Annotated in this window: 19 protein-coding genes; 7 read left to right on the top strand and 12 right to left on the bottom strand. The window is 73.6% G+C overall.

The window, feature by feature from the left end; translation table 11 throughout:
* Positions 1-52: 52 nt before the first annotated feature.
* Both K7G60_RS07310 and K7G60_RS07305 read right to left on the bottom strand, forming a co-directional pair.
* The gene (locus K7G60_RS07310; protein ID WP_225799975.1) at positions 53-658 is read right to left on the bottom strand and encodes a hypothetical protein; all 606 of its coding nucleotides are present in this window, start codon (positions 656-658) and stop codon (positions 53-55) included.
* Positions 659-968: 310 nt separating this feature from the next.
* A complete protein-coding gene (locus tag K7G60_RS07305) occupies positions 969-1,385 on the bottom strand; it encodes a hypothetical protein (protein ID WP_225799974.1) in 417 nt (138 codons plus the stop codon).
* A gap of 213 nt (positions 1,386-1,598) precedes the next feature.
* Here K7G60_RS07305 and K7G60_RS07300 point away from each other — a divergent pair, with 213 nt between their 5' ends.
* Both K7G60_RS07300 and K7G60_RS07295 read left to right on the top strand, forming a co-directional pair.
* Positions 1,599-2,174 carry a hypothetical protein gene (locus K7G60_RS07300; RefSeq protein ID WP_225799973.1) on the top strand — a complete coding sequence of 192 codons (576 nt, stop codon included), beginning with the start codon at positions 1,599-1,601 and terminating at the stop codon, positions 2,172-2,174.
* Positions 2,171-2,542: a peptidase inhibitor family I36 protein gene (locus tag K7G60_RS07295; RefSeq protein ID WP_225799972.1), complete on the top strand. Its 372-nt coding sequence runs from the start codon at positions 2,171-2,173 to the stop codon at positions 2,540-2,542. Before K7G60_RS07300 ends, K7G60_RS07295 begins: the two co-directional genes overlap by 4 nt.
* Positions 2,543-2,685: 143 nt before the next feature.
* On the opposite strand, the gene K7G60_RS07290 is transcribed toward K7G60_RS07295, so the two are convergent.
* Genes K7G60_RS07290 through K7G60_RS07270 form a run of 5 tightly spaced genes read right to left on the bottom strand, consistent with a single transcriptional unit; the run spans position 2,686 to position 7,669 of the window.
* Complete coding sequence (locus K7G60_RS07290) at positions 2,686-3,960, bottom strand: ABC transporter substrate-binding protein (RefSeq protein ID WP_225799971.1); 1,275 nt, start codon at positions 3,958-3,960, stop codon at positions 2,686-2,688.
* Positions 3,957-5,060, bottom strand: a complete 1,104-nt coding sequence (locus K7G60_RS07285; RefSeq protein ID WP_374115604.1) for a branched-chain amino acid ABC transporter permease — start codon at positions 5,058-5,060, stop codon at positions 3,957-3,959. Before K7G60_RS07285 ends, K7G60_RS07290 begins: the two co-directional genes overlap by 4 nt.
* Positions 5,053-5,943 (bottom strand): branched-chain amino acid ABC transporter permease, encoded by an 891-nt coding sequence (locus K7G60_RS07280; protein WP_225799970.1) that lies wholly within the window; start codon positions 5,941-5,943, stop codon positions 5,053-5,055. The genes K7G60_RS07285 and K7G60_RS07280 overlap by 8 nt, the downstream gene beginning before the upstream one ends.
* Positions 5,940-6,854, bottom strand: coding sequence for an ABC transporter ATP-binding protein (locus K7G60_RS07275; RefSeq protein WP_225799969.1), 915 nt, complete (start codon positions 6,852-6,854; stop codon positions 5,940-5,942). The genes K7G60_RS07280 and K7G60_RS07275 overlap by 4 nt, the downstream gene beginning before the upstream one ends.
* A complete protein-coding gene (locus K7G60_RS07270) occupies positions 6,851-7,669 on the bottom strand; it encodes an ABC transporter ATP-binding protein (RefSeq protein WP_225799968.1) in 819 nt (272 codons plus the stop codon). Before K7G60_RS07270 ends, K7G60_RS07275 begins: the two co-directional genes overlap by 4 nt.
* 179 nt (positions 7,670-7,848) lie before the next feature.
* Between K7G60_RS07270 and K7G60_RS07265 the strand changes: the two genes are divergently transcribed.
* Entirely contained in the window at positions 7,849-9,048 is a 1,200-nt protein-coding gene (locus K7G60_RS07265) for a CdaR family transcriptional regulator (RefSeq protein WP_225799967.1), read from the top strand.
* Positions 9,049-9,499: 451 nt separating this feature from the next.
* Here the strand turns inward: K7G60_RS07265 and K7G60_RS07260 are convergent, their stop codons facing one another.
* The 3 genes from K7G60_RS07260 to K7G60_RS07250 form a co-directional block, all read right to left on the bottom strand.
* Positions 9,500-12,319 (bottom strand): LuxR C-terminal-related transcriptional regulator, encoded by a 2,820-nt coding sequence (locus tag K7G60_RS07260; RefSeq protein WP_225799966.1) that lies wholly within the window; start codon positions 12,317-12,319, stop codon positions 9,500-9,502.
* A gap of 218 nt (positions 12,320-12,537) precedes the next feature.
* The gene (locus K7G60_RS07255) at positions 12,538-13,404 is read right to left on the bottom strand and encodes an alpha/beta hydrolase family protein (protein ID WP_374115603.1); all 867 of its coding nucleotides are present in this window, start codon (positions 13,402-13,404) and stop codon (positions 12,538-12,540) included.
* A 387-nt stretch (positions 13,405-13,791) separates the two neighbouring features.
* Entirely contained in the window at positions 13,792-15,177 is a 1,386-nt protein-coding gene (locus K7G60_RS07250; RefSeq protein ID WP_225799965.1) for a GH1 family beta-glucosidase, read from the bottom strand.
* A 220-nt stretch (positions 15,178-15,397) separates the two neighbouring features.
* On the opposite strand from K7G60_RS07250, the gene K7G60_RS07245 reads away from it, so the two are divergent.
* From K7G60_RS07245 to K7G60_RS07230, 4 genes are all read left to right on the top strand, one after another.
* Complete coding sequence (locus K7G60_RS07245; RefSeq protein WP_225799964.1) at positions 15,398-16,378, top strand: ROK family protein; 981 nt, start codon at positions 15,398-15,400, stop codon at positions 16,376-16,378.
* Positions 16,379-16,398: 20 nt separating this feature from the next.
* The gene (gene manA / locus K7G60_RS07240) at positions 16,399-17,637 is read left to right on the top strand and encodes a mannose-6-phosphate isomerase, class I (protein WP_225799963.1); all 1,239 of its coding nucleotides are present in this window, start codon (positions 16,399-16,401) and stop codon (positions 17,635-17,637) included.
* 306 nt (positions 17,638-17,943) lie between these two features.
* Positions 17,944-19,569 (top strand): cellulase family glycosylhydrolase, encoded by a 1,626-nt coding sequence (locus K7G60_RS07235; protein ID WP_225799962.1) that lies wholly within the window; start codon positions 17,944-17,946, stop codon positions 19,567-19,569.
* 121 nt (positions 19,570-19,690) lie between these two features.
* Positions 19,691-20,671, top strand: a complete 981-nt coding sequence (locus K7G60_RS07230; protein ID WP_225799961.1) for an acetylxylan esterase — start codon at positions 19,691-19,693, stop codon at positions 20,669-20,671.
* Positions 20,672-20,861: 190 nt separating this feature from the next.
* Here the strand turns inward: K7G60_RS07230 and K7G60_RS07225 are convergent, their stop codons facing one another.
* Together K7G60_RS07225 and K7G60_RS07220 are read right to left on the bottom strand one after the other, a co-directional pair.
* Positions 20,862-21,902, bottom strand: a complete 1,041-nt coding sequence (locus K7G60_RS07225; protein ID WP_225799960.1) for a LacI family DNA-binding transcriptional regulator — start codon at positions 21,900-21,902, stop codon at positions 20,862-20,864.
* Positions 21,899-24,322, bottom strand: coding sequence for a glycoside hydrolase family 2 protein (locus tag K7G60_RS07220; protein ID WP_225799959.1), 2,424 nt, complete (start codon positions 24,320-24,322; stop codon positions 21,899-21,901). Before K7G60_RS07220 ends, K7G60_RS07225 begins: the two co-directional genes overlap by 4 nt.
* Between the last annotated feature and the right edge of the window lie 229 nt (positions 24,323-24,551).

Genomic DNA, 24,551 nt, shown 5'->3' with positions numbered 1-24,551 from the left:
CCGTCCGTTCCGCCGCTTGGGGGCCCCACGCCGAAGGAGTGGGACCCCCGCGTCAGGGCCGGAGTCCGATGCGGTCGAGGGCGATCCTGCTCAGGTCGGTGACGGCTTGCCGGTCCCCCTGACGCCAGGCGTCGGCCCATCCGCCCGGTGGGGCCGGGAGCCCGGCGAGCGCGCCCGGAGGACCGGTGAGGGCGCGCAGGGCGAGCAGGTCCGCGCCTCCGGGAGCCTCCGCGAGGCGGCGCAGGGTGCTGCTGCGCCGGATCCAGAGCAGCCGCGGCGGGAGCCACAGCAGCAGCACGAAGAGCACCGGGACGAGGACGAGGGCCGTCGTGACCACATCGGCGACCTGGTGGACGGTCTCCTGGAGCGACACTCCCGCGTCGGCGAAGCCGGAGCCGGCGTCGGCCGCGGACTGGAGCGGCTTCTTCAGGATGTCGCCGATGAGCGGCACGTCCGATGCCGCGTCCCCCGCGTTGCCGAGTTCTTCGGCGAGGCTGTCGCCGGCGCTCTCCACCTTGCGGCCCGGTTCGGCCAGCAGCAGGATCGCCCTGCGGACGGCGAAGGCCGCCCACACGGCGGCGGCGATCAGGGCCACGGCGATCAGGTCCGCGAGCACCTGAAGGTTTCGGCGTGCGGGTGTCTGGGCGTAGAAGCGCAATCAAGAGCTCCTGTTCGAGTCCGGGCGTCGAGGAGGTCCGGCCGCGATCCGGCCGACCGGCCGTCGGACTCCACTGTCCCACCGCGCCTCATCGGCGAACCCGCAAGACACGAGGCACGTCGGGAGTCCCGCGCCGACGCCCCGCCCGCCTTCCGGCCGAGGACCAGCCGTCCGGGCCGAATCCCGGCGGTCCGGTCGTACCGACCCGAGCGGAGGCCGGCCGCTTCCCGGTGCCGCGGGAAGCGCCGCGCGGCCCACCGAACGCTCGACGACGAACGATCGCGTGCCGCTACGGGGGGGCAGGGCGACATCAGGCGGGTAGCCAGTGAGGCCACCAGGCGGGAACGTTGTCGGGGGCGCAGCCGCCGTTCGTGTCGTTGCCGACTCCGAGCGGTGTGCCCAGCCAGGCGAAGTGGACCAGGGCAAGGGCCGTCAGGGCGATCACGAGGGCAGCGCCGGGGGCGATCACGCGCAGGGCTCGGGGCGTGGTGCGCGGGAGCAGCAGGGCGGGCATCGCCCATGCCGCAAGTCCCGTGAAAGTCGCGGCGATGACGGTGAGCGGCGCTTCCCAGGTCCACCAGTCGAACAGGCTCGGGTGTTCGCGAAGGACGACCGCGCATGTCCGTCGTGCCGCCCGGGACAGCCGGTGGGCACCGTAACCGGCCGCTGCTCCCGCGAGAAGTGTCGAGCAGCCGGCTGTCCAGGGCGGGTCACGTCGTGTCTGCATGCCGGTGAGGGACGCGCCACGCGCATGGAAGGTTTCCCTCCGCTTCGACGGTCGGTGATGCGGACGAGCAAGCCGCGGACACGGTCGAGTCAGCCGGTGAGGTTCGCGCCCGGGGCTCCGCGCAACAAGACCCCCCAGGGTGAAAAGGAGCACCCGGTCGGGTGAGACCGGGCCGTCACCCTGTCGCGCGGTGGGCTCCGGCGACTAGACACCATGGATGTGATCAAGGAATCGCCCGCCCGGACGCGTCGCCGGCCGTCCCGGCCCGCACGGCTGCCGGCCACCGCGGCGGTCCTGGCCTGCGCGGTCCTGACCGGCTGTGCGGCACGGGCCTCGAAACCCGCCCCGGATCCGGACGAGTTGATCAAGGCCGCCACCCAGCGCCTCACCGACGCCTGCCTGGCCCGCCAGGGACTCGTCCCGCCCCGCGCCGGGAGGAGCCGGCCGCCGGGCACGGACGACCGGAAGGTCGACGCGGCGCTCTTCGGCTCCGGCCCGGCCGAACTGTCCCTCCCGCTCCCCACCGGCTACGTCGTACGCGCCCACACCGACGGCTGTCTTGCCGCCGCGCAACAGCGGCTCTACGGCGACCAGCCCGGGTGGTTCCGCGTCTCGGTCGTCGTCAACAACCTCGGCCCCGAGGCCGCCCACACCCACCGCGACCTCACCGAGGTCCGGGCCCGCCACCGCACCGAGATCGCCCGATGGGAGCGGTTGCGTGCCCACGCCCTCGCCGAAGCCACCGCTGTGCTCAAGACCCCGCCACCGAAAGGAAACCCACCCGCATGAAGCGCCTGACCACCCTCCTCGCCACCGTCCTGATCCCCACCGCCGGGATCCTCGCCACCTCGGCCGCCGCCGAGGCGGCGGACTGCCGCAGCGGCTACTTCTGTGTCTGGACCCACGCCGACTTCGACGGCCTGAAGATCGAGCACAGCGGTGACGACAGCTGGTGGGAGGGCGACATGTTCAAGCAGGACTCCTCCTGGGCCAACCACGGCGTCTCCGGCCCGGGTGTGCCCGACCACGTCAAGGTCTACGAGGGCCGCCAGCACCTCGGCAGGGTCACCCTCTGCCTGGCCCCCGGGCAGGAGGTCGGTCACGACGCCGGCGCCAACGACCAGGGCGGCTCCCACCAGTGGTCCGCCGGCTGCTGAAAGCGTTCCCTCCCCGGCGGGCGCGGCGCGGGACCCGGCCTCCGCCGTGCCCGCCTCGCGCGGGGGACGCCCCGCCGGGCGGGTCGGGAATCCGGAAGGAGTACCGGCCCGGCCGGCGGGCCGGACGCCGCGGTGACGTGCGCTCAGCCGGCCTTCGGCGTGAAGCCCTTCGCCGCCTCGGAGACGAGCGGCTCACGGACGGTCCGCATGCCGCCGGGGACGGACTTGTCCGGCTGGAGGATGACGGACTCGCGCGAGGACGGCGCCTCCGGGTCGCTGAAGTCGTGCGTCCCGAACCCGGCGTCGTACGCGTTCAGGGTCAGCAGGGCCTTGTCGATGCCCTCCCGGGTGAGGTCCTTGGCGTCGCACGCCTTCTTCAGCGCCTCCCCGAAGACGCCGGCCGCCGTCCAGCCGGCCACGATGCCGTTGTCGAGGCTGTCGTTCGGGTACGCGGCCTTGTAGTCGGCGACGAGCTTCTTCGCGGCCGGGGTGTCGGCGCCGATCGGAAGGCTCGGAGAGGCGAACCAGTACATCTTCTCCAGCGCCGGCCCGGCCTGGGTGCCCAGCAGCTGGGGGGCGAAGGCCGAGTTGTTGCCGATGACCGGCACCAGGAACTTCGCCGCCGCCGCGACGCCGACCAGAGAGGCGGCCTGCCGCGGGCCCGTGCTGACGACGACGGCCTTGACGCCCGCCTGCTTCAACGCCGCCACCTGCGCCGACATGTCGTTGTCGGTGGGCTTGACCTTCTGCTCCACGACCGTCAGCCCCGCCTTCCCGGCCGCGTACTTCGACCCCGCCAGCGCGTTCTCGCCGTAGTCGCCCTCGAAGTAGACGTGGCCCAGCTTGTCGCCCGCCTTCAGTCCCTTCTCCTTCACCAGGAAGTCGACGGCGTTGATCGTCTCGATGTCGTACGTGGAGCCGAGGACGCGGATGTACGGGGAGCCGAGCAGTGAGGCCGACCAGGCCTGCGGCAGCACCACCCCCTTGTCCAGGGCGTCGACGCGCTGCTTCACGGCGGCGACGAACGGAGAGCCGATGAACTGCATGTAACCGGCGACCTTCGGCTCCAGCTCGGTGTAGGCGGAGAGCGCCTTCTGCGGGTCGTAGCCGTGGTCGCGGACCGTCAGCTCCAGTTGCCGGCCGCAGATCCCGCCGGCCGCGTTGACCTGCTTCACGTACAACTGCTGTGCCTGGGTGACGCTCTTGCCGAGCGTGGCGTACACGCCCGTCATGTCGGTGAGCGCACCGACCGTGATGGTCTTGTCGGTGACGCCCGTGCCGGACTTCACCCCGTCCGCCCCGGTGTTCGCCGCGTCGGTGGACGTGGCCTTGGAGCTGCAGCCGGCGGCGGTCAGCACGACGAGGGCGGCGGCGAGCGCGGCGGCCGTGGTTCTCGGGGCCTGGCGTCGGTGGGTCATCGTTCCTCCCCAGAGGAGTGCGAGGGTCGGGCGTTCCGCCCGCGGGACCGGGCGGCGAGCCGGACCAGGCCGCCGGGCAGGAAGAGCACCACCGCGACGACGGCGGCGCCGTAGAGATAGCGGGCGGCCTCCCCCGGTGTGATCCCGCCCGTGCCGGGGGCGGAGACCAGGGGCAGCGCGTCGCTGTACCGGTTGAGGAGCTGCGGCAGCAGGGAGACGAAGACGCCGCCCACCACCGCCCCGGCGACCGAACCGAGACCGCCGATGACGATCATGGCCAGGTATTCGAGGGAGAGCAGCATGCCGAAGTACTCCGGCACGGTGCGCTGGAAGACCAGTGCGAGCAGGACCCCCGCCAGTCCCGCGTACATGGACGACAGGACGAAGACGGCGGCGCGGTAGCGGGCGACGGGGATGCCCATGACGCCGGCGGCGATCCGGTGGTCCCGGATCGCGTTCATGGCTCGGCCGGGACGGCCGCGGAGGACGCCGCGAGCGAAGAGGACGCCCGCGAGCAGGAGGACGAGCCCCAGGTACCAGAGCTTCTCGGCGGAACCGAACGGGACCCGGGCGACCAGTAGTTCGCTGTCGTCGAAGGCGATGCCGAAGAGGTTCAGCGGGGGCACGGCGCGGCCGTTGAAGCCACCGGTGAGGCCGTGGGCGTTGAACAGGACGTGCTGTCCGATGAAGATCAGCGCGAGGGTCGCGATGCCGAGGTAGGCCCCCCGCAGCCGACCGGCGATGGGACTGAACAGCCCGCCGGCCGCACCCGCGAGGGCGACGGCGAGGACGGCGGCGAGCCAGCCGGGCAGGCCGAGGCCGGTGAGCCCGTCCGTCCCGTCCCCGGCGAAGACGCAGTAGCCGTAAGCGCCGACGGCGAGGAAGAAGGCGTGGCCCATCGAGAGCTGGCCGGTGGCTCCGGTCAGCAGGTTGATGCCGATGGCGCCGATCGCGGCGGCCATGGCGAAGAGCCCGGCCTGGAGCCAGAACCGGTCCAGGTAGAAGGGGAAGGCGACGAGCACGAGCCCGGCGGCGGCCCACCCGTACACACGGGGCCGGGCGAGGACGGCCGTGCTCCGGCGGGGAAGCGCGTCAGACACGGGACAGCTCCTTCGTGCCGAAGAGTCCGGCGGGGCGGAGGAGCAGGACCGCGACCATCACCAGGTACGGGGCGAGATCGCCGATGCCGCGCCCGAGGAAGGTCAGATCGCCCTGGTAACCGGTGGCGAGGGACTCGGTGACCCCCACGAGCAGGCCGCCGACGAGGGCGCCGGTGGTGGAGTCGAGCCCGCCGAGGATGGCGGCCGGGAAGGCCTTCATCGCGGCGAGGGATGTGGTCCGTTCCAGGCCCGGGGTCGGGAAGACGGTGAGGAAGAGCGCGGCGACGGCGGCGAGGCCGCCGGCCACCGCCCAGGCGCCGAGCGAGACCCGGCCGAGCCGGATGCCCATGAGGGCGGCGGTCTCCTGGTTCTCGGCGGCGGCGCGCATGGCGACGCCCCAGGAGGTGTGGCGGAAGGCGAGCAGGAAGGCGGTGATGAGCAGTGCGGCGACGAGGAAGGCCGCTATGCGGGTCTGCGCCAGGGTGACCGGGCCGACGGTGACGACGGCGTCGCCCCACGGGTCGCCGGGCGACAGGATGTCGGTGCCGATGCGGCGGGTCAGCTCGGTGGCCAGCAGGATGTCGACGCCGATGGTGACGATGGCGAGGACGCTCTGGTCGGAGCCGCGGTAGCGGCGCATGACGAGGAACTCGACACCGGCGCCGACCAGGGCCGCGCCGCCGATCCCGGCCAGCAGCGCCGGCCAGAAGCCGATGCTCTCGTGGAGCACGGCGGTCACGTAGCCGCCCGCGAGCAGCAGGGAGGCGTGGGCGAAGTTGACGACCTCGGTGGCGCGGAAGATCACCACGAAACCGAGGGCGATGAGAGCGTATACGGATCCCAACGAGACGCCGTTGAGCAGGAGTTCGGCGAAGGTGGTCATCCGGCGGTCTCCTCTCCGAGATAGGCGCGGACGACCGCGGGGTCGTTCTGGACGTCGCCGGGAGCGCCGTCGGCGATCCGGCGGCCGAAGTCGAGGACGGTGACGGAGTCGGCCAGCCGCATCACCACTCCCATGTCGTGCTCGACGAGGACGACGGAGATGCCGAGGCTGTCGCGGACGCCGGCGATGACGGCGGCGGTACGCCGGCGCTCGTCGGAGGTCATCCCGGCCACGGGCTCGTCGAGGAGCAGCAGCGAGGGCTCCATGCAGAGGGCGCGCGCCAGTTCGGCGAGCTTCTGCTGTCCGTAGGGGAGGGATCCGGCGGGCTGCGCGAGCTGCTTCTCCAGGCCGACGAAGGCGGCGATCTCGCGGACGCGGGCGCGGTGGCGGGCTTCCTCGCGGGCGGCGGAGGGCAGCCGGAGCCCGGCGGCGAGGAAACCGGTACGGGTCAGCCGGTGACGGCCGAGCAGCAGGCTGTCCTCGACGGTGGCGCGGGGCGGCAGCGCGAGGTTCTGGAAGATGCGGGCGACACCGAGTCCGGCGATCTTGTGCGGAGGCAGGGAGGTGAGTTCGTGCGGGCCGAGCCGGACGCTTCCCGACGTCGCCCGGTAGACGCCGGAGAGCACGTTGAAACAGGTGGACTTGCCGGCTCCGTTGGGGCCGATGACGGCGTGCACGGTGCCGGGACGGACGGTGAACGAGACCGCGTCGAGGGCGGTGAGCCCCGCGAAGCGGACGGTGACGTCACGGACGTCGAGGGCGGGGACGGCGGCGTGGGCCTTCGCGGGGACGGGCCCTTCCGGGGCGGGGACCTCCGCGGACCGGGCGTCCGCCGCGGTGCCCTCGCCGGGCGCGGCGGGCGGCTTCGCGGGACCACCGGGGTCCGGGCCCCGGGTGGCGGGCTCACTCATCGGATCTCCTCCCAGCGGGCGAGGACGGGGTGCGCGACGGCGGCGTCCGAGGCGTCCGCGTCCGCGGCCTCGTCGACGACGCCCAGATAGCGCCGCCGCACCTCGTCGGAGGCGGCGAGTTCGGCGGCCGGGCCGGAGAGGGAGACCTCGCCGACCTCCAGGACGTACGCCCGGTCGGCGAGCCGCAGCGCGAGCGCCGCGTTCTGCTCGACGAGGAGGACGGCGGTGCCCTGGGCGTTGATCTCGCGGATCGTGTCGGCGATCCGGGCCGCCATGAGCGGGGCGAGGCCCAGCGAGGGCTCGTCGAGGAGGAGCAGCTTCGGCGAGGCCATCAGCGCGCGTCCGACGGCGAGCATCTGCTGTTCACCGCCGGACAGCAGCCCGGCGCGCTGGTGGGACCGGTCGGCGAGCACGGGGAAGAGTTCGTGGACCCGTCGCAGGGCCGAGGCCTTCGCCCTCCGGTCTCCCCGTGCGCCGAGCGCCCCCGCCCGCAGGTTGTCCTCCACGGTCATCCGGGCGAAGACCTGCCGCCCCTCCGGCACCTGGGAGATCCCGGCGGCGACGACCCGGTCCGGCGCGAGCGCGCCGATCGGCCGCCCGCCGAAGGCGACGGAGCCGGAGGTGACGGCCCCGCCGTGGAACGACAGCGTGCGCGAGACGGCCCTCAGCAGAGTGGACTTCCCCGCGCCGTTGCCGCCGAGAACGGTGACGACGGCGCCCTCCGGCACGGTGAGCGACACCCGCCGCAGGGCGCGTACCGGTCCGTATCCCGCCGACAGGTCCGTGACCTCGAGGGCGAGTCCGGTCCCTCCCATGGTTCCCCTTCCGTGGCCTGTTCAGTGGCGATCACCCCAGCACCGCGGTGGCCGCCCGTCCACGTGCGGCGGCCGAAACGCTGCCGGTGACCAGCGGGCGCCGGGACGGGTTGTGCACGCGCACAACACCGCGTGTCAGGGGCCTGTCGGGAAGGGGGACGGGGTGGCATCCTCCCGGCATGGGACGGCGCAGACCACGGACCGGCGATGACTGGAAGCTGCTGGCCGAGGCGTGTACGGCGCTTCTGGAGCGGCTGCCCGAGCTGGTGGACGAGCACCTGAGAGAACTGCACGAGTACGAACCGGCGTACGGCCGGATCGTGCCGTACGACCAGCACTGGCGTGAGGCCCACGAGGCGCTGCGGATCGGGATCGAGATGATCTCGGCACCGCGGGACTCACCGCGTCGGGACCTGGAACACGCCGACGAGTTGGGGCGGCGGCGTGCCGAGCAGGGGATGCCGCTGGAGCTGCTGGTGCACGCCTACCGGCACGCCGGTCATCTGGTGTGGGAGGCGCTGGTCGAGGACGCGGCGGCGTTCCCGTCGAGGCTGGCGGTGCTGACCCAGTCGGCGACCATGGTCTGGCAGGCGGTGGACGCGCAGGCGGACACCGCGTCGGAGGCGTACCGGGCGACGGAGCGGGAGCTGCGGCGGCGTACCGACGAGCAGCTCCAGGCCCTCTTGGACGCACTGCTGCAAGGCCGGTGTTCGCCGGAGGTGACCTCGCGGGCGGCGGCCGGCCTGGATCTGCCGGAGCACGGCCGGTACGCGGTGGTGGTGCTGCGGCACGACCGGCGGGAGGCCCCCGAGCCCTTCCACCGCCGGGTGCAGGGGGCGGGCGCGCGGTTCCTGTGGCGGATGGGCGCGGACTGCGAGATCGGGGTGGTGTCGCTGGCGGAGGGCATCGGTCTGGACGCGCTGTCCGAACTGCTCGACGGGCGCTGCCCGGGACCCGGAGGGATCAGCCCGGTGGTGACGGGTCTCGCGGAGCTGGGGCGAGCACGCAGGCTCGCGGAGCTGGCCCTGCGGACCAGCCCGCCGGACTCACGGCAGATCGTCCGGCTGGACCGCCGGATGGCGGGCGCCCTGGTGGTCGGACAGCCGGAGCTGGCCGGCCTGCTGGTGACGGACGTCCTGGGCAGCCTGCTGGAACTGGACCCGGCCGACCGCGCGATCCTGCTGGAGACACTGGACGTCTGGCTGGAGTGCGAGGGTTCGGCGGGCCGGGCGGCGGCTCGGCTCTACTGCCACCGCAACACGGTCTTCAACCGGCTGCGCCGCCTGGAGCAGCTGACGTCCCGGTCCTTGTCCCGGCCGAGGGACCTCACGGAGATGACGCTGGCCCTGGACGCCTTCCGCCTGACGGCCTCGTGCTGAGGCGGCGAGGGACCCGCCCGGACCGCTCGTCCCGCACGAAGAGGGCGAGCGTGGACCGCCGGGCCCGGGGAGCCCCGGGCGTGGGGGAGCCCTGGGCCTGAGGGAGCCCCGGGGCTCGGCGAGCGGGACCGTGCGGTGGATGTCGAGCCCGCCGGGCCGGCGGCCGCCGGGAAACGGGCGGAACGGCCCGAGCCCTCCGGACGGCACCGCCGGGCTCTCACCGTCCGGGCCTCGAAGCGGGCGGCGACGGCCGGTCCGGCGGCGGTTCGCCGCCCGCGCCGGGCTGCCGCCGAGTGCGGGCCGGGCCGACCGCGGCGACGGCGGGGGCTGGCCGGGCCGACCGCGGCGACGGCGGAGGTGACGGCGACCGGGAACAGGCGTTCCCCGGACCCCGCCGGGGCACCGGTGGGAACGGCGGCCGAGGACCGGACGCTTCCCGGACCCCGCCGGGTCACCGGTCGGAGCGGCGGCCGTCCCCCGTGGTACGGGACAGGAGCCCCGACAGTTCGACGCGGGAGCGGACTCCCAGCCGGGCGAAGACGTTCCGCAGGTGGTGGTCGACCGTGCGGGGGCTCAGCGACAGCCGGTCGGCGATCTCGTGGTTCGTCGCCCCCGCCGCCACCAGTCGGGCGATGCGCTGCTGCTGAGGGGTCAACTCGCCCACCGCACCGGGGACGGCCCTCCTGCCCACCGCACCTCCGGTCGCCCGCAGTTCGGCCCGCGCCTGGTCGGCCCACACGCCGGCCGCCGCGCGCTCGAAGGTGACCATCGCGTCGCTGAGCGGACCCCGGGCCTCGACCAGACGCCTGCGGCGGCGCAGCCACTTGCCGTACGCGAGGAGGGTCCGGGCCCGTTCGAAGTCGTTGCCGCTCTCCTCGTGGTGCCGCACCGCCTCCCGGTACCAGTCCGCCGAGTCGCCTCCTTCGGCCAGCAGTGCCCGGCAGCGGGCCAGTTGGCCGGGCGCCTGGGGGTCGAGGCCGAGCCCTGCCCAGACCGCGAACTCCTCGGCCGCCGTGCCGGCCTCGGCCTCCCGGCCCGCCGCGCAGGCCGCCTCGACGAAGCAGGGCACGACGAGCATCCGTAGGGCGAAGTGACCGCCGCGAGGCCCCCTCCCGACGAGGGGAGCGAGACGCGCCGCGGCCTGCGCGGCGAGCCCGCTTGCCAGTTCGGCCCGGGCGATCGACCACTCGGCGAGCGTCGTCGCCTGGACGAGGCCGTGCGCTCGGGCGGTCCCGAGCGCACGGCCCGCGTGCTCCACGACGGCCTGGGCGTCGCCCCGGACGGAGGCCGCCAGGGCGAGGACCGCGTGCTGGTGGGCGGCCGCGTTGCGCTGCCCGGTGGACTCCGCCGTACGGAGTCCCTCCCTGGCGTGCGCGGCGGCGCGCTCGTGCTGTCCGGCCCGCAACTCGGCGTAGGCCAGGTGCTCGAGTACCCGGGGCAGCAGCGCGGTCCCGGCGGTGGCGCGCATCGTGGCCAGGGCACGGGCGAGGACGCGTACGGCGGCGGGCGCGTCCCCCAGGACCAGGGCGGCGGCGCCCGCCCGCAGCAGGCGGCGCGGCTCGTCGGACGTGCCGTCGCGGGCCACGACCCGGGCCAGCGGTGCACGCGCCTCCTCCAGCCGCACCGCGAGCGCGGCGCGCATCCCGTCGCGGAAGTCCCGTTCCACCGTGTCGGCGCCGGCGAAGGATCCGGGGCGTTCGCCGCCGAAGCCGCCCCCGCCGAGAGCGGTCGCGCAGGCCTCCGGGTCCCCGGCCGCCCACGCCGCCTCCATGGCGAGGAACCGTGCCTCCGAGGCCTCCTCGGGCGCCCCCTCGCGCAGCAGCGAGGCGGCGAGGAGCAGCACCTGATGGGCGTCCCCGACCGGACCGTCGCCCAGTCCGGCCAGTCCGCGGGCGAGTTCGGCCCTTCCCCGCACCACACCGGGCAGCCCCCGTGCGTCCTCGGGCGCCCGCGCCTCGCCGGTCGGCTCGCCGGCGCCCCCCGGCGCCCGGAACCGATCGGGCCGGTGTCCGGCGTCGCGGGCCGGACCGGTTTCTGCCGGGAGTCCGGGAACGCCGGCCGGCCCGGATCCCGGCGACGCTCCGCGGGAGCGGGACGGCGCGGTGGACGTCCCGGCACCGGACCCGGCGGGATGAGGTACGCGCGCCGGCGCCGCACCCCGCCCCTTCGCGGCCTCGTCCCCGCCCGCCGGCCCGCTCCGGCCGCCGGACCGGGCCGCGGCGGGAGGGTCGAAGAGGGCGTGCAGTTCCCGGCGCCGGGACGGCGGCACGGTGCCCAGGACCGCGCGCCGCAGGAAGGGGTCGTCGAAGCGGAGTGCTTCCCGGGTTCCGCGCAGGAGCCCGTCGGCGACCAGCCGGTCGAGCGCCTCGGGCGACGCGCGCACGGCGCGGGCCACCGCCAGGACCGCGTCCGCGCCGACCGGGCGCAGGGCCCCGGGCCCCCCGGCCGCGGGGTCCGGCCGCCCGGGCTCGGGACGCGGCTCCCCGGCGACGGCCACCAGGGCCAGCACCCGCCCGCACTCCGCCGGCAGGGAGTCGAGGAGCCCTCGGTACACCTCGGCCAGCGAGGCGTCGTCGGTGACCGGACCCGAGGGGCCGTCCGCGCCCCCCGGCTCGGCGGAGACACGGGCGGCCGTCGCCGTCAGGACACCGGGATGGCCCGCGGCCTCGTCGAGCAGTCGCGTGCGGAAGGACGCCGTCAGGGGCACCCGGCACACGTCGTCGAGCAGGTTCCGCGCGCCGTCGCGGCTCAGCCGCCCGAGGGACAGCAGCCGGGCACCCGGCACATCGGGGGGCCGGTGATAGGCGGCGAACGAGACGACCCACGCCCACGGTCCGGTGTTCGCACGCCAGGCCGCGTCGAGCGCGGTGCGGGAATGGGCGTCCCAGAGGTGGTGGTCGTCCAGGCAGAGCAGCAGCGGCTCGCCGGGACACAGGGCCGCCAGCGCCCCGGGCACGCCGCCCGGGCCACGGGCCGCCCGCAGGGCACGGCGCGCGGCCGAGGGGGTGGGGGCGAGGGCGGACACGAGGGCGCGTATCCCGCTCCAGGGGACGCGGTTGCCGCCGGGCGCGGCCACCCGGTGGGCCCGGACCCGGGAGTCCCGTACGGCCCGGTCCAGCAGTGCGGTCCGACCGGTGCCCGGGCCCCCGGTGAGCAGCAGGACGGCGCCCTTCCCCTCGGCGGCCCGCGCCGCCAGCTCCGCCACGGCGGCGAGTTCGGACGTGCGGTCGTACAGCCGCGGAGCAGCGGCGACCCTCGGCGCTCCACTCACGCCGTCACGGTACTGGCCGGTAAGGAGCGAGGAAAGAGGGAGGCGTTGGGCCGGGGTCCACACCTCGGGCCCACCCGCTGTGCCCGCGGACAACCCGGGCCGCCCGGAGCCGGGCGGGCCCGGGGAGAGCGGGCCTTCGCGGGCCGTCGGCAGCTGAACGCGGCCGAACGGCCGACGCCGGGGTCTTCGCCGCACCGGCGGCGAGGACCCCGGGCGCGTCAGGAGCCGAGGGGGCAGGTGCCCCGGTACTCCTCGATCGTCAGGCTCGGCCGTGGCAGGGGGCAGAGGAACTGGTCGTAACGGGTGTCGTCGTCGATGAACCGCTTCAACCAGGAGATGCTGTACTTCGCGATCGTCGTGTTGGAGCTGTTGGGGGTGAAGTGGGTGGCCCCGTTGAGCTCCAGGTAGGCCTTGTCCAGTGAGGCCGGCAGGCTCTCGTAGAACGGCTCCGAGTGGGTGGCGACCGGGGCGATCGTGTCGCCGTCGGCGCCCACGACCAGGGTCGGGGTGCTGATCTCGGGCCAGGTCTTGTCGGTGTTCCAGCCGGTGAGCGGGATGGCGGCCTTGAGCGAGGGCCGGCTCTTGGCGGCTTCCAGGGTGCCCCCGCCGCCCATCGAGTGGCCCATGACACCCAGTCGCGAGGCGTCGACGCGGCTTCGGACCGAGCTGCGCTGGGTCAGGTAGTCGAGTGCCGCGAGGAGCTGGCGGCCCCGGCTGTCCGGCTGGTCCAGCGTGGTGAGGGTGTCGATCGTGAAGACGACGAAGCCCTGTGAGGCGAGCCGCGGTCCGAGCCACGCGATCGAGGACTCGTACGCGGTGAAGCCGGGGGAGATCACCACGGCGCCGAACGTGCCGTCGCTCGTGGAGGTGGGGTAGTAGATGGTGCCGCCGCCGAACCCGGTGGCGGCGAGGGAGGAGACGCTGGTCTGGGAGACCGCGTACGAACCGCGGACCGCTTCGATGGAGTCCACGGTGGGCGCCGGGCCGCGCTGGTAGGGATTGTCCGCGGCGGTGGCGGTGGCGGTGGGCGCGGCCAGGAAGGCCAGGGATGACAGGGCTGCGGCGGCGGCGATGTGTCGTTTCACGACGGAGTCGTCCTCTCGGGTCGTGTGCCGTCATGGCGTGGGCTGCGCGACGCCGACCGGAAGACGGCCGGCGCACCGGTGTGGACCGGCCCCGTCACTGTCGGGGCGACGACGGAGGAAGGCATCGGCGAAATGACCGGTCACCCGGTCCCGGGCGTTCCGGTGGGTGCGGTCGTGAGGAGTCCGCGATCCCGCTTCGGCTTCAGCGGCCGGCTTGAGGACTGTCGGCCGGCCTCCGACCTCCCCGCCCCCCGAGCCACGGGCAGGCGCGGACGTGGGGAACGGCCTTTGTCGGGCGTCGCTCGGGAGTCGCCGGGAGGAGGACCGCAGGGGGACGTGCCCGGGGCCGCCGAGCTCCCGGCCCGAGGCGGAGAGGCAGCCCTTTCCTCACGGCCTGCTCCTCCTCCCGGCGAGCAGCGACCGGTACCAGTGGTAGGACGCCTTGGGAGTGCGCCGCCCGGTCGGGAAGTCGACGTGGACCAGCCCGAAGCGTCTGCTGTACCCGTAGGCCCACTCGAAGTTGTCCAGGAGGGACCAGACGCTGTACCCGCGCACGTCCACGCCCTCCGTCAGCGCCTCGGCGACCGCGTGGAGATGGCTGTCCAGGTAGGCGACGCGGTCGGTGTCGTGCACGCTGCCGTCGGGGGTGAGGGCGTCGTGTTCGGCGGAGCCGTTCTCGGTGATGTGGATCGGCGGAAGGTCCGTGCCGTAGCGGTCGCGGAGCGAGACGAGGAGTTTCTGGAGGGCACCGGGGACGACGGGCCAGCCCATGGCGGTGTGACGGACGCCGGGGACGGAGACGGCCTCGAAGCGGTTGTCCATCGCGGTGCGGCGGGCGGGGTCGGGTTCGCGCCAGGGGGCGGCGCGCACCGTGGACGGCGTGTAGTAGTTGATGCCCAGGAAGTCCATCGGGGCCGATATGAGGGCGAGGTCGCCTTCGCGGCGGAAGTCCTGGCGCTCGATCAGCTCACCCCAGGTGTCCGCTTCGGCGGCGGTGTAACACCCCCTGAGCAACGGGTCGGTCCACATCAGGTTGCGCTGCGTCTCGGCGCGAAGGGCGGCGGTCACATCAGCGGCCGCCGGGGTGGCCGGGGAGATGTGGTCGAGGTTGAGCGCGATGCCCGCCTCCTGGACGCCGACGGCGCGCAACGCCTCCATCGCCAGGCCATGGCCGACCAGCAGGTGGTGGGCCGCGGCCAGCGCCGGCGTACCCTCGCGCGCTCCCGGGGCGTGCTCGCCGTCGGCGTATCCCAGGAAGGCGCTGCACCACGGCTCGTTGAGGGTGATCCAGCGGGGTACCCGGTCATGGAGTCGTGACGCGACCAGCTCCGTGTACTCCGCGAAGCGCTGGGCGGTGTCCCGCGAGCGCCATCCCCCGGCGTCCTCCAGGAGCTGGGGGAGGTCCCAGTGGTAGAGCGTCACGACCGGTGTGACACCGGCGTCCAGCAGGTCGTCGACCAGGCGCTCGTAGAAGTCGAGCCCTCGCGGGTTCACCGGGCCTTCGCCGGACGGCTGGATCCGCGGCCAGGCGACGGAGAAGCGGTACGTGGCCACTCCGAGGTCCGCGAGCAGGGCGACGTCCTCCCTGTGCCGGTGGTAGTGGTCGCAGGCGGTGTCGCCGCTGCTGCCGTCCAGGACGGTGCCGCCGCGCCGGGCGAAGGCGTCCCAGATCGACGGTCCCCGTCCGTCCTCCTCCGCCGCGCCCTCGATCTGGTACGCGGAGGTAGCGGTGCCGAACTCGAAGTCGGGTGGAAAGGCCGCGGGTTCAGTCATGAAAAAGGACGTCCTTCGATCGGGAGACATGAAATCGGCTGTGGGAAAGCAGAGCCGAGCATGAGGTGATTCAGCGGTTCCGTCCAGGGGCCGAAGGCGGAACGGGATCGGTTTTACTAAACAAGGACTTAACTGAACCAGTTAACTAGACAACGTTGTCATGCTGCAGCCAGAGTGTGGTGCACATTTCCCTGTCCGCCCTTACGGAAGGCTCGACGCGATGGTGTACGGAGCACTCGACATCGGGGGTACGAAGATCGCCGGCGCCCTGATCGACGGCGAGGGCCGTCTGGTCGCCCGGTCCCAGCGGGCCACCCCCGCCCACGGTTCCGCACCGGAGCTCATGGCCGAGGTGTCCGCCGTCATGGAGGAACTGTCCGCCCACCCCGAGTGGGCCGCCCTCTCCTGCCTGGGCATCGGCAGCGCGGGGCCCGTCGACACCGTCGCGGGCACGGTCAGCCCGGTCAACATCCCGGCCTGGCGCTCCTTTCCGCTCGTGGACCGGGTGCGGGAGCACCCGCGGTTGCCGTCCGGGATCCGGCCCGTCCTCGTGGGCGACGCCGTGGCGATGGCCGCGGCCGAGCACTGGACGGGAGCCGCGAGGGGGGCGGACAACGCGCTCTGCATGGTCGTCTCCACCGGGGTGGGCGGCGGGCTGATCCTCAACGGCGCTCTCCACGCGGGCCGCTCGGGAAACGCGGGTCACATCGGCCACATCACCGTGGAGCAGGACGGCCCCCTCTGCCCCTGCGGCGCGCGCGGCTGCGTCGAGCGCTTCGCCAGCGGTACCGCCATCGCCGCCCATGCCCTGGAGGCCGGGTGGACCCCACCGCCCGGCGTCGCCCCGACGGCCGCCGAGGTCGCGAACGCGGCCCGCGCGGGGGACCCGAGGGCCCGCGCCGCCTTCGACCGGGCGGGCCGTGCCCTGGCCGCGGGCATCGCGGCCACGACGGCGCTGGTCGAACTCGAGCTCGTGGTCGTGGGCGGTGGTGTCGCGCAGTCCGGCGAGACGCTCTTCGGTCCGCTCCGCCGCCACCTCGCCGACTACGCGGTCCTGGACTTCACCCGCGACGTCCCGGTGGTGCCGGCGGGGCTCGCGCTCGACGCCGGGCTGATCGGGGCAGCCGCGGTCGCCGCCGCTTCGGCCGATCCGTCCCGCGCGGGTGCCGGTGCCGCCGACAGCCGTGCACCCCGTCCGTGACCCGTCCGGAAAGAGAGCTCGTGGACCTCCTCTCCAACACCATCCAGCCCTATGCCTGGGGCTCCCGCACCGCGATCCCGAGCCTCATGGGAACGCCGCCCACCGGCGAGCCCCAGGCCGAGTTGTGGATGGGAGCCCATCCCGCCGCGCCGTCCCGGGTCGACCGCGGGCACGGGCCGCTGCCCCTGGACCGGGTGATCGGCTCGGACCCGGCGACGGAACTCGGCACGCCCACCCTGCGCCGGTTCGGCCCCCGGCTGCCGTTCCTGCTGAAGCTGCTCGCCGCCGACGCCCCGCTCTCCTTGCAGGTCCACCCCGATCCCGCCCAGGCCGAAGCGGGCTTCACGCTGGAGAACGCCCTGGGAGTGCCCCTGGGCGCTCCGCACCGCACCTACCGGGATCCCCACCACAAGCCCGAGATGATCGTCGCCCTCACCCGGTTCCACGGGCTGTGCGGTTTCCGAAGCGTCCGGCAGTGCGCCGACCTCCTGGACGCCCTCGCCGTACCCGCCCTTCGTCCCCATGCCGAGGTGCTGAGGAGCCGGCCGGAGGAGACCGCCCTCGCGGAGGTCTTCACCGCCTTCCTCAACCCGTCCGAAGGGCTTCTCGGCACCGTCACCGAAGCCGTCACGGCAGCCGCCGCGCGCGTCGGCCCGCACCAGAAGGACTTCCTCTGCTACGCGGAGGTCGCCCGGGCACACCCGGGCGACCCGGGGCTGCTGGCCGCCCTGATGCTGCGCCGTGTCGAACTGCGTCCGGGGGAAGCCCTGTTCCTCGGCGCCGGCGTCCCGCACGCGTACCTCTCCGGCCTCGGCGTGGAGATCATGGCGAACTCCGACAACGTCCTGCGCTGCGGACTGACGTCCAAACACGTCGACGCGGCCGAGCTGGTGCGCGTGATCCGCTTCAGCGCCCTGCCCGGCCGTGTCCTCACGCCCAGGGAGCGGGCGGGCGAAGAGATCTACCCGATCCCCGTCGACGACTTCCGGCTGTCGCGGTTCCGGCTCCGCGGCGCGGAGCAGTCGCGCCCGCTTCCCGCCGGAGTGCCGCAGATCGTCCTGTGCGTCGAGGGAGCGGCGCGGGTGACCTCGGTGGCGACAGGCGACACCCTGCGGATCGGACCGGGGCAGTCCCTTTACGTCCCCGCGGCCGAGGCGGTCTCCCTCGCGGGAGAGGGGGCCGTCTTTCGCGCCACGGTCGGAATCGAGGTCGCGTCCGACGCCACTCCGGGTCCACGCGAAGGATCCAAGGCAACTTAACCGGTTAGGTTCCACCTATTGTCTTCCGGCCTTCTTCCCCTCTAACCTCGTCATCGGTCGCCGGGCGTATCGCGAATCCGCCACGCCACCGCCGCGCGGGGACAACCCCACCGGTCGGCGCACTTCCTTCCCCTGCTCGGTGAGAGCCGCAGAAACACACCGGGCAGCGGGAACCCACCGGCCCACCCTCGTGTCCTCGACGCGTCGTTCCGCAGGGCCGGCAGTACCGCACCCTCCATGTCAGGCAAGCCCGCACGCCATGGCACCGCGCCCCCGGCATGCGCGCGACCGAGTTGGGAGCACCACATGAACAGGACACTGGCCACTGCGGCGGGAGCGCTGCTCGCCCTCGCCGCCGCGACGATCACCGCGCCCGCCGCGGCCCACGCGGCCGACACCTCCACCACCGGCTTCCACGTCACCGACGGCCGGCTCCTCGATGCCAACGGCCAGGACTTCGTCTTCCGCGGAGTCAACCACGCCCACGCCTGGTACCCCGGCAGGACCGGTCAGGCCCTCGCCGACCTCAAGGCGCTCGGCGCCAACTCGGCCCGGATCGTGCTCAGCACGGGCGACCGGTGGACGAAGAACGGCGCCGCCGACGTCGCGAACATCGTCACCCAGTGCAAGGCCAACAAGCTGGTCTGCGTCCTCGAGGCCCACGACACCACCGGCTACGGCGAACAGAGCGGAGCCGTCTCCCTCGCCAAGGCGGTCGACTACTGGCTGGAGGTCGCCGGCGCGGTCAAGGGCCAGGAGAAGTACGTCGTCATCAACCTCGGCAACGAGCCGCACGGCAACACCGGCTACAGCGCCTGGACCGAGGACACCAAGAACGCCGTCACCCGGCTGCGCGCCGCCGGTTTCCACCACACCCTCATGGCGGACGCCCCCAACTGGGGCCAGGACTGGTCGAACACCATGCGGGACAACGCCCCCGCCGTCTTCGCCGCCGACCCGGAACGCAACACCGTCTTCTCCATCCACATGTACGGCGTCTACGACACCGCCGCCGAGGTCCAGGCGTACCTGAACAGCTTCATCAGCCGGAAACTCCCGCTGGTGGTCGGCGAGTTCGGCAACGACCACTCGGACGGCAACCCTGACGAGGACGCCATCATGGCCACCGCCCGGCAGCTGAACCTCGGCTACCTGGGCTGGTCGTGGAGCGGCAACGGCGGGGGAGTGGAATACCTCGACCTCGCCACCGACTTCGACGCGAGCCGGCTCACGCCCTGGGGACAGCGCCTGTTCGACGGTGCCGACGGCATCCGGCAGACCTCGCGCGAGGCGAGCGTCTACGGAGGGACCGGCGGCGACACCCAGGCGCCGACCGCCCCCGGCGCTCCCACCGCGTCCGAGGTGACCGCCACCGGGGCCCGGCTGACCTGGACCGCCGCCACCGACGGCACCGGCGTCACCGGCTACGACGTCGTCCGCGTCACCGGCTCGGCGGAGACCCCCGTCACCACCACGACGGGCACGAGCGCCACGCTCACCGGTCTGACGCCCTCCACGACCTACACCTTCGCCGTGTACGCCCGCGACGCCGCCGGCAACCGCTCCCCGCGCTCCGTCACCACCACCCTCACCACCGCGGCCGGACCGTCCGCCGGAGGCTGCACCGTCGGCTACCGGCTGCAGGACTGGGGTACCGGCTTCAACGCCGACGTCACCATCCGCAACACCGGTACCCAGGCCGTCAAGGGCTGGCGGCTCGACTTCGCCTTCCCGGGCGGCCAGACGGTGACCTCCGCCTGGAACGCCAAGGTCGCCCAGGAGGGCAACCAGGTGCACGCCACGCACGAATCCTGGACCGAGACCATCCCGGCGGGCGGCAGCGTGAGCTTCGGCCTGAGCGCCTCGTCCACCGGCGGCAACGCCGTCCCCGCCACCTTCACCCTCAACGGCGCCATCTGCGCCATGAGTTGATTCACACCCGCCCCTCCGGGCCCCGCCCCCCCCCGTGACGGGGCCCGCACCCACCCGACACGACCGGCCGCGCCGCCCCGACGGGCCGAGCGCGGCCGGTCCCCTCCGTGAGGAGCCTCCCGTGCCGTACACCGACCTTCCGCCGGACCACCCGGCCGCCCGGACCGCCGATCTCCCGGAGGAGCCGGCGGACTTCGACGCCTTCTGGGACGAGACCCTGCGGACCGCGCGGGAGGCCGGGAGCGATCCGGCCGTCCGGCCGGTGTCCGACTCGCCCCTCACCACGCTCGACGCCTACGACGTGAGATTCGCCGGCTGGGCCGGCGACCCCGTCGCGGCGTGGCTCCTGGTTCCCTCCGAGGCGGAGGAGCCCCTGCCGACGGTGGTCACGTACATCGGTTACAGCGGAGGCCGGGGGCGGGTCGTCGACCATCTCCTGTACGCGTCCGCCGGATACGCCCACCTCGTCGTCGACAGCCGGGGCCAGGGCCACGACACCCCCGATCCGCACCCGGACGGCGGCACCCACTGGGTGCACGGGTACATGACCCGGGGCATCGAGTCGCCCCACGCCCACTACTACCGACGCCTCGTCACCGACTGCGTCCGGGCGGTTGACGCCGCACGTACGATCCCCCACGTCGACCCGCAGCGGATCGTGGTCCAGGGCGCCAGCCAGGGAGGCGGGCTCGCCCTGGCCGTCGCCGGACTCACCGGCGACCGCATCGCGGGCGCCCTGCCCGACGTGCCCTTCCTCTGCCACATCCGGCGCGGCGCCGAGACGGCCACCGAAGGCCCGTACACCGAACTCGTCGACCACCTCCGCCACCACGCCCCGTACGCGACGGAGCGGGTCTTCACCACCCTCGGGTACTTCGACGGTGTGCACTTCGCCCGCCGGGCCACGGCTCCCGCGCTGTTCAGCGCCGGTCTGATGGATCCCGTCTGCCCGCCGTCCACCGTCCTCGCGGCCTTCCGCGCGTACGCGGGGGAGAAGGACATCAGGGAGTGGCCCTTCGGCGACCACGCCGGAGGCAGGGGCGCCACCGCCGTCGAGCACCTGCGCTGGCTGCGGGCGCACCCGCGCCTGCGTCCCTCCTGAGGCGGCCGCGCGCCGGGTGTTCCGGTGACCCGCCGGGTCGGAAGTGCCAGGGGCGCGGCACACCGAAGGTGCCGGTGCCGAGGCTCGGGCGGCTCGCGAAAGCGCAGGCTCCGCGGAACCGGCGGCCGGGGGCGTTCCCACGACTGTCGGGACGAGGGGCCGTACCTCCGGCAGGGGGTACGGCCCCTCGTCATGCGCCTTCGCGCGTACGGGGCGGGCCCGTGGAACCCCGGGGGGTCAGCGACGGCGTCGGCACCTGGAGTGCCTCGCTCCGGGTGCCTTCGATCACCTCGAACAGGGCACGCGCGACCTCCTCGCCGAAGCGGTGCACGTCATGGCTCATCGCCGACAGCGGCGGGTGCGTGAGTCGGCACAGCTGCGAGTCGTCCCAGGCCAGCAACGACACGTCGTCCGGCACCACGAGCCCCATCTCGGCCGCCACGGCGGCCCCCGCGACGGCCATGATGTCGTTGTCGTACACGATCGCCGTCGGGCGGTCCCGCGTCAGCAGAAGCCCGCGAGTAGCCCGTGCACCCTCCTCGCCGGCGAAGCCGGTCGACACCTGGCGGCGGCCGTCGAGACCGAGCTCGGCCATCGTGGCCTCGAACGCCCGCGCGCGGATGGCGCTGTGCCCGAGTCCCGCCGGACCGCCCACACGGGCGATGCGCCGGTGGCCGAGCGCCGCCAGGTATCGCACGGCGTCTGCGGCCGCCGTGGCGTCGTCCGTCCACACCGAGGGGAAACCGCCGGTCAGCGACGGGTGTCCGACGGCGACCGCGGGCAGCCCCAGCGCCCGCAGCGGGGGGATCCGGGGATCCTCCTGGTGGAAGTCGACCAGGATGGCCCCGCCGATCGTCTTGCTCCGCCACCACTCCTCGTACAGGGCGACCTCCTCGTCGAGGTCCCGCACCAGACGGAGCAGCAGAGAGCACGAACGGTCCGTCAGCACGCTCTCGATGCCGGAGATGAACTCCATGTAGAAGGGTTCCAGACCGAGCAGCCGGGCCGGGCGGCAGACGGCCAGGCCCACGATGCCCGCGCGTCGGCCGGACAGGCTCCGCGCGGTCTGGTGCGGGGCCCAGCCCAGCTCGCGAGCGACCTCGAAGATCCGCTCGCGGGTCGCCCGCGACACCCCCGGGCGGTCGTTGAACGCCATGGAGACGGCGCCCTTCGACACGCCGGCCCGCGCGGCGACGTCGTTGATGGTCACGCGAGGAGCGCGGGCGCTCACGCCGGGTCCACGCTGAACAGGGCCGCGCGGACCCGTTCGACGCCGTCGAGGTCGAGGTCTCCGCAGCCGCTCAACCGGATCCTGGTCTCTTCGCCGGGGAGCAGCGTGAGCAGGCCCCGGTCGGCGCTCGCCGCCGGACCGAGCCGGTCGGGCTGGAGGAGGAGGTCTCTCACCAGCGTCCGCGCCGTCACCACCACGTCGACGGCCGTGCCCTCACGGGGGACGGCCTCCAGCCGGATGTCGTAGCGGGCGGGCGGGTAGGCGAACTCCCGGTCCGGCACCGGGAAGTGCACCGCACGCAGCCCGTCGGCGTCGGCGACGAGGAACTCCTTGGAGGATCCGGGGGCGGGCAGCAGTTCCGCCGGGAGCACCGACCGGGCGACCGAGCGCGGCGCGGCCTCGACCTCGACCACGCACCTCGCCAGGACGGTGCCGTCCGCGTCGAACCGCCGCAGGGTGACCTGGGCGTGCCAGGAAGCGCCCGACTGGTTGTCGACGGCGAGCACCGGCCCGTCCTCGCCCGGCAGCAGCGTCAGCAGCCGGTCCGCGTACACCCGGCGCAGTTCGTGGTAGAGCGGCTTGAGCCGGCCGTCGCCGTCGATCGCCGCCCACGAGCTCACCGGCCAGCAGTCGTTGAGCTGCCACACCACCGTGCCGGCGCACACCGGCCAGTTGGCCCGCCAGTGTTCGATGCCCGCCGCCACGGCCCGCGCCTGCACCACCTGCGCCAGGTAGTGCCAACGGTCGAAGTCGTCCTCGGGGAGCGGGAAGTGCCGGGCGATGCCCCGGTCGAGTTTGCCGTTGCCGTCCTCGGCCTTCTGGTGGTGGAGCATGCCGGGGGAGTCCGGGGCGAGGTGCTCGCCGGGCAGGGCGCGGTGCAGCGTCGCGAGGGCGGGGGGTGCCTGCCAGCCGAACTCGGCGACGAAACGCGGGACGTTCGCGCGGTACTCGGCGTAGTCCTGGCGGTTCCACACCTCCCAGGAGTGGTGGGTTCCGTGGCGGGGGTCGTTGGGGTGGTGCTCCCAGGAACCCGACCACGGGCTGCCCGCCGTGTACGGGCGGGTCGGGTCCAGTTCGGCGACGATGCGCGGGAGCACGCCGAGGTAGTACCCCTCGCCCCAGGAGTCGCCCGCGAGAGGCCCCTCCCAGTCCCAGTCGCGGAAGCCCCAGAGGTTCTCGTTGTTGCCGTTCCAGAGGACCAGGCTGGGGTGCGTCATCAGGCGGACAACGTTGTCACGCGCCTCCGCCTCGACCTCGCCGCGCAGCGGCTGTTCCTCGGGGTAGGCGGCGCAGGCGAACAGGAAGTCCTGCCACACCATGAGTCCGAGTTCGTCGCAGACGTCGTAGAAGGCGTCGTCCTCGTAGATGCCGCCGCCCCAGACGCGCACCAGGTCGACGTTGGCCTCGGCGGCCTGACGGAGCCGGGTCCGGTAGCGCTCCGGCGTCATCCGGGAGGGCAGCACGTCGTCCGGGATCCAGTTGACCCCGCGCGCGAAGATCCGGACGCCGTTGACGACGAAGGTGCAGCCGGTTCCGTGCGCGTCGGGGGACCGGTCGAGTTCGACGCTGCGGAAGCCGATCCGGCGTCGCCAGGCGTCGAGCGGCCCTTCCTCCTCGTCGAGCAGGGTCACTTCGAGCTCGTACAGGGGCTGGTCCCCGTAGCCGCGCGGCCACCAGATCCGCGGCGCGGCCACTTCGAGACGCAGCACCGCCTCGTCGCCGGTGAAGGAGACCTGGCCCTCGGTCTCCACCTCCTCCCCTCGGACGGTGGCTCGGACGGTCAGCGGCCGACCGGTGCCGCGCTCCGTGCGCTCCGCCCGGAGCCGGAGCTCGACGTGACCGGTCGCGCCGTCGACCGTGACGAGCGGGCGGACCTCGGCGAGCCGGGCGGTCGACCAGTGCTCCAGGCGCACCGGGCGCCACATGCCCGCCGTCACGACGGTGGGCCCCCAGTCCCAGCCGAAACTGCACGCCATCTTGCGGATGTACTGGAAGGGCTCCGGATAGACGTTGGGCCGTTCCCCGGTGAGCGCGCGGACCCGGTCCGCCTCCTCGTACGCCGAGCCGAAGCGCACCTCCAGGCGGCCCGTGAGGCCCGTGACGTCGAAGCGGTGGGCGCGGTGCATGTTGCGGGTCGTGCCGAGGACGTCGCCGGCCAGGACGATCTCCGCGGCGGTGTCCAGTCCGTCGAAGACCAGCTCCGTGCGCTCGTGCGTGCTGTCGTGGGTCAACTCCGTGACGTAGGACCACCCTTGCCTGCCGACCCAAGCGATCTCGGTCTCGTTCCGGCCGATGAAGGGGTCGGGTATGACCTGCGCGGCGAGCAGATCGGTGTGGACGCAGCCGGGAACGCGGGCCGGGAGCAGCGCGCCCTCGTGGCGCAGGCTCCAGCCCTCGGTCAGCTGGGTGACGTCCTTCATGTGTGCGGCTCCAATCGCCTGACTGCGGCGGGATGCGTATACGACCCGGACAACCTAGCCGTACGCACACCGGCTGTCTATGAACCGGTAAAGCTCATTTCCGTAATGGAATGTGTACGGAGAGTCTCGAATGAGGGCGCGATTGGGCGTCTTCGTGGTGCACCGATAACGATTGGGCATCGTGCGGGAATCCGGAGCTTTACCGGTTCATACGGTCCTGTCATAGTGC

It is taken from the genome of Streptomyces sp. NK15101 (assembly GCF_020400725.1).
Classification (GTDB): domain Bacteria; phylum Actinomycetota; class Actinomycetes; order Streptomycetales; family Streptomycetaceae; genus Streptomyces.
This window is presented reverse-complemented; position numbering and strand designations above follow the sequence as displayed.

Coding starts and splice junctions, on each gene's coding strand:
- K7G60_RS07250 (WP_225799965.1), bottom strand. CDS start 15,177: ATGACTGAACCCGCGGCCTTTCCACCCGACTTCGAGTTCGGCACCGCT.
- K7G60_RS07290 (WP_225799971.1), bottom strand. CDS start 3,960: ATGACCCACCGACGCCAGGCCCCGAGAACCACGGCCGCCGCGCTCGCC.
- K7G60_RS07265 (WP_225799967.1), top strand. CDS start 7,849: ATGGGACGGCGCAGACCACGGACCGGCGATGACTGGAAGCTGCTGGCC.
- K7G60_RS07245 (WP_225799964.1), top strand. CDS start 15,398: ATGGTGTACGGAGCACTCGACATCGGGGGTACGAAGATCGCCGGCGCC.
- K7G60_RS07235 (WP_225799962.1), top strand. CDS start 17,944: ATGAACAGGACACTGGCCACTGCGGCGGGAGCGCTGCTCGCCCTCGCC.
- K7G60_RS07300 (WP_225799973.1), top strand. CDS start 1,599: ATGGATGTGATCAAGGAATCGCCCGCCCGGACGCGTCGCCGGCCGTCC.
- K7G60_RS07280 (WP_225799970.1), bottom strand. CDS start 5,943: ATGACCACCTTCGCCGAACTCCTGCTCAACGGCGTCTCGTTGGGATCC.
- K7G60_RS07275 (WP_225799969.1), bottom strand. CDS start 6,854: ATGAGTGAGCCCGCCACCCGGGGCCCGGACCCCGGTGGTCCCGCGAAG.
- K7G60_RS07305 (WP_225799974.1), bottom strand. CDS start 1,385: ATGCAGACACGACGTGACCCGCCCTGGACAGCCGGCTGCTCGACACTT.
- K7G60_RS07295 (WP_225799972.1), top strand. CDS start 2,171: ATGAAGCGCCTGACCACCCTCCTCGCCACCGTCCTGATCCCCACCGCC.
- K7G60_RS07270 (WP_225799968.1), bottom strand. CDS start 7,669: ATGGGAGGGACCGGACTCGCCCTCGAGGTCACGGACCTGTCGGCGGGA.
- K7G60_RS07220 (WP_225799959.1), bottom strand. CDS start 24,322: ATGAAGGACGTCACCCAGCTGACCGAGGGCTGGAGCCTGCGCCACGAG.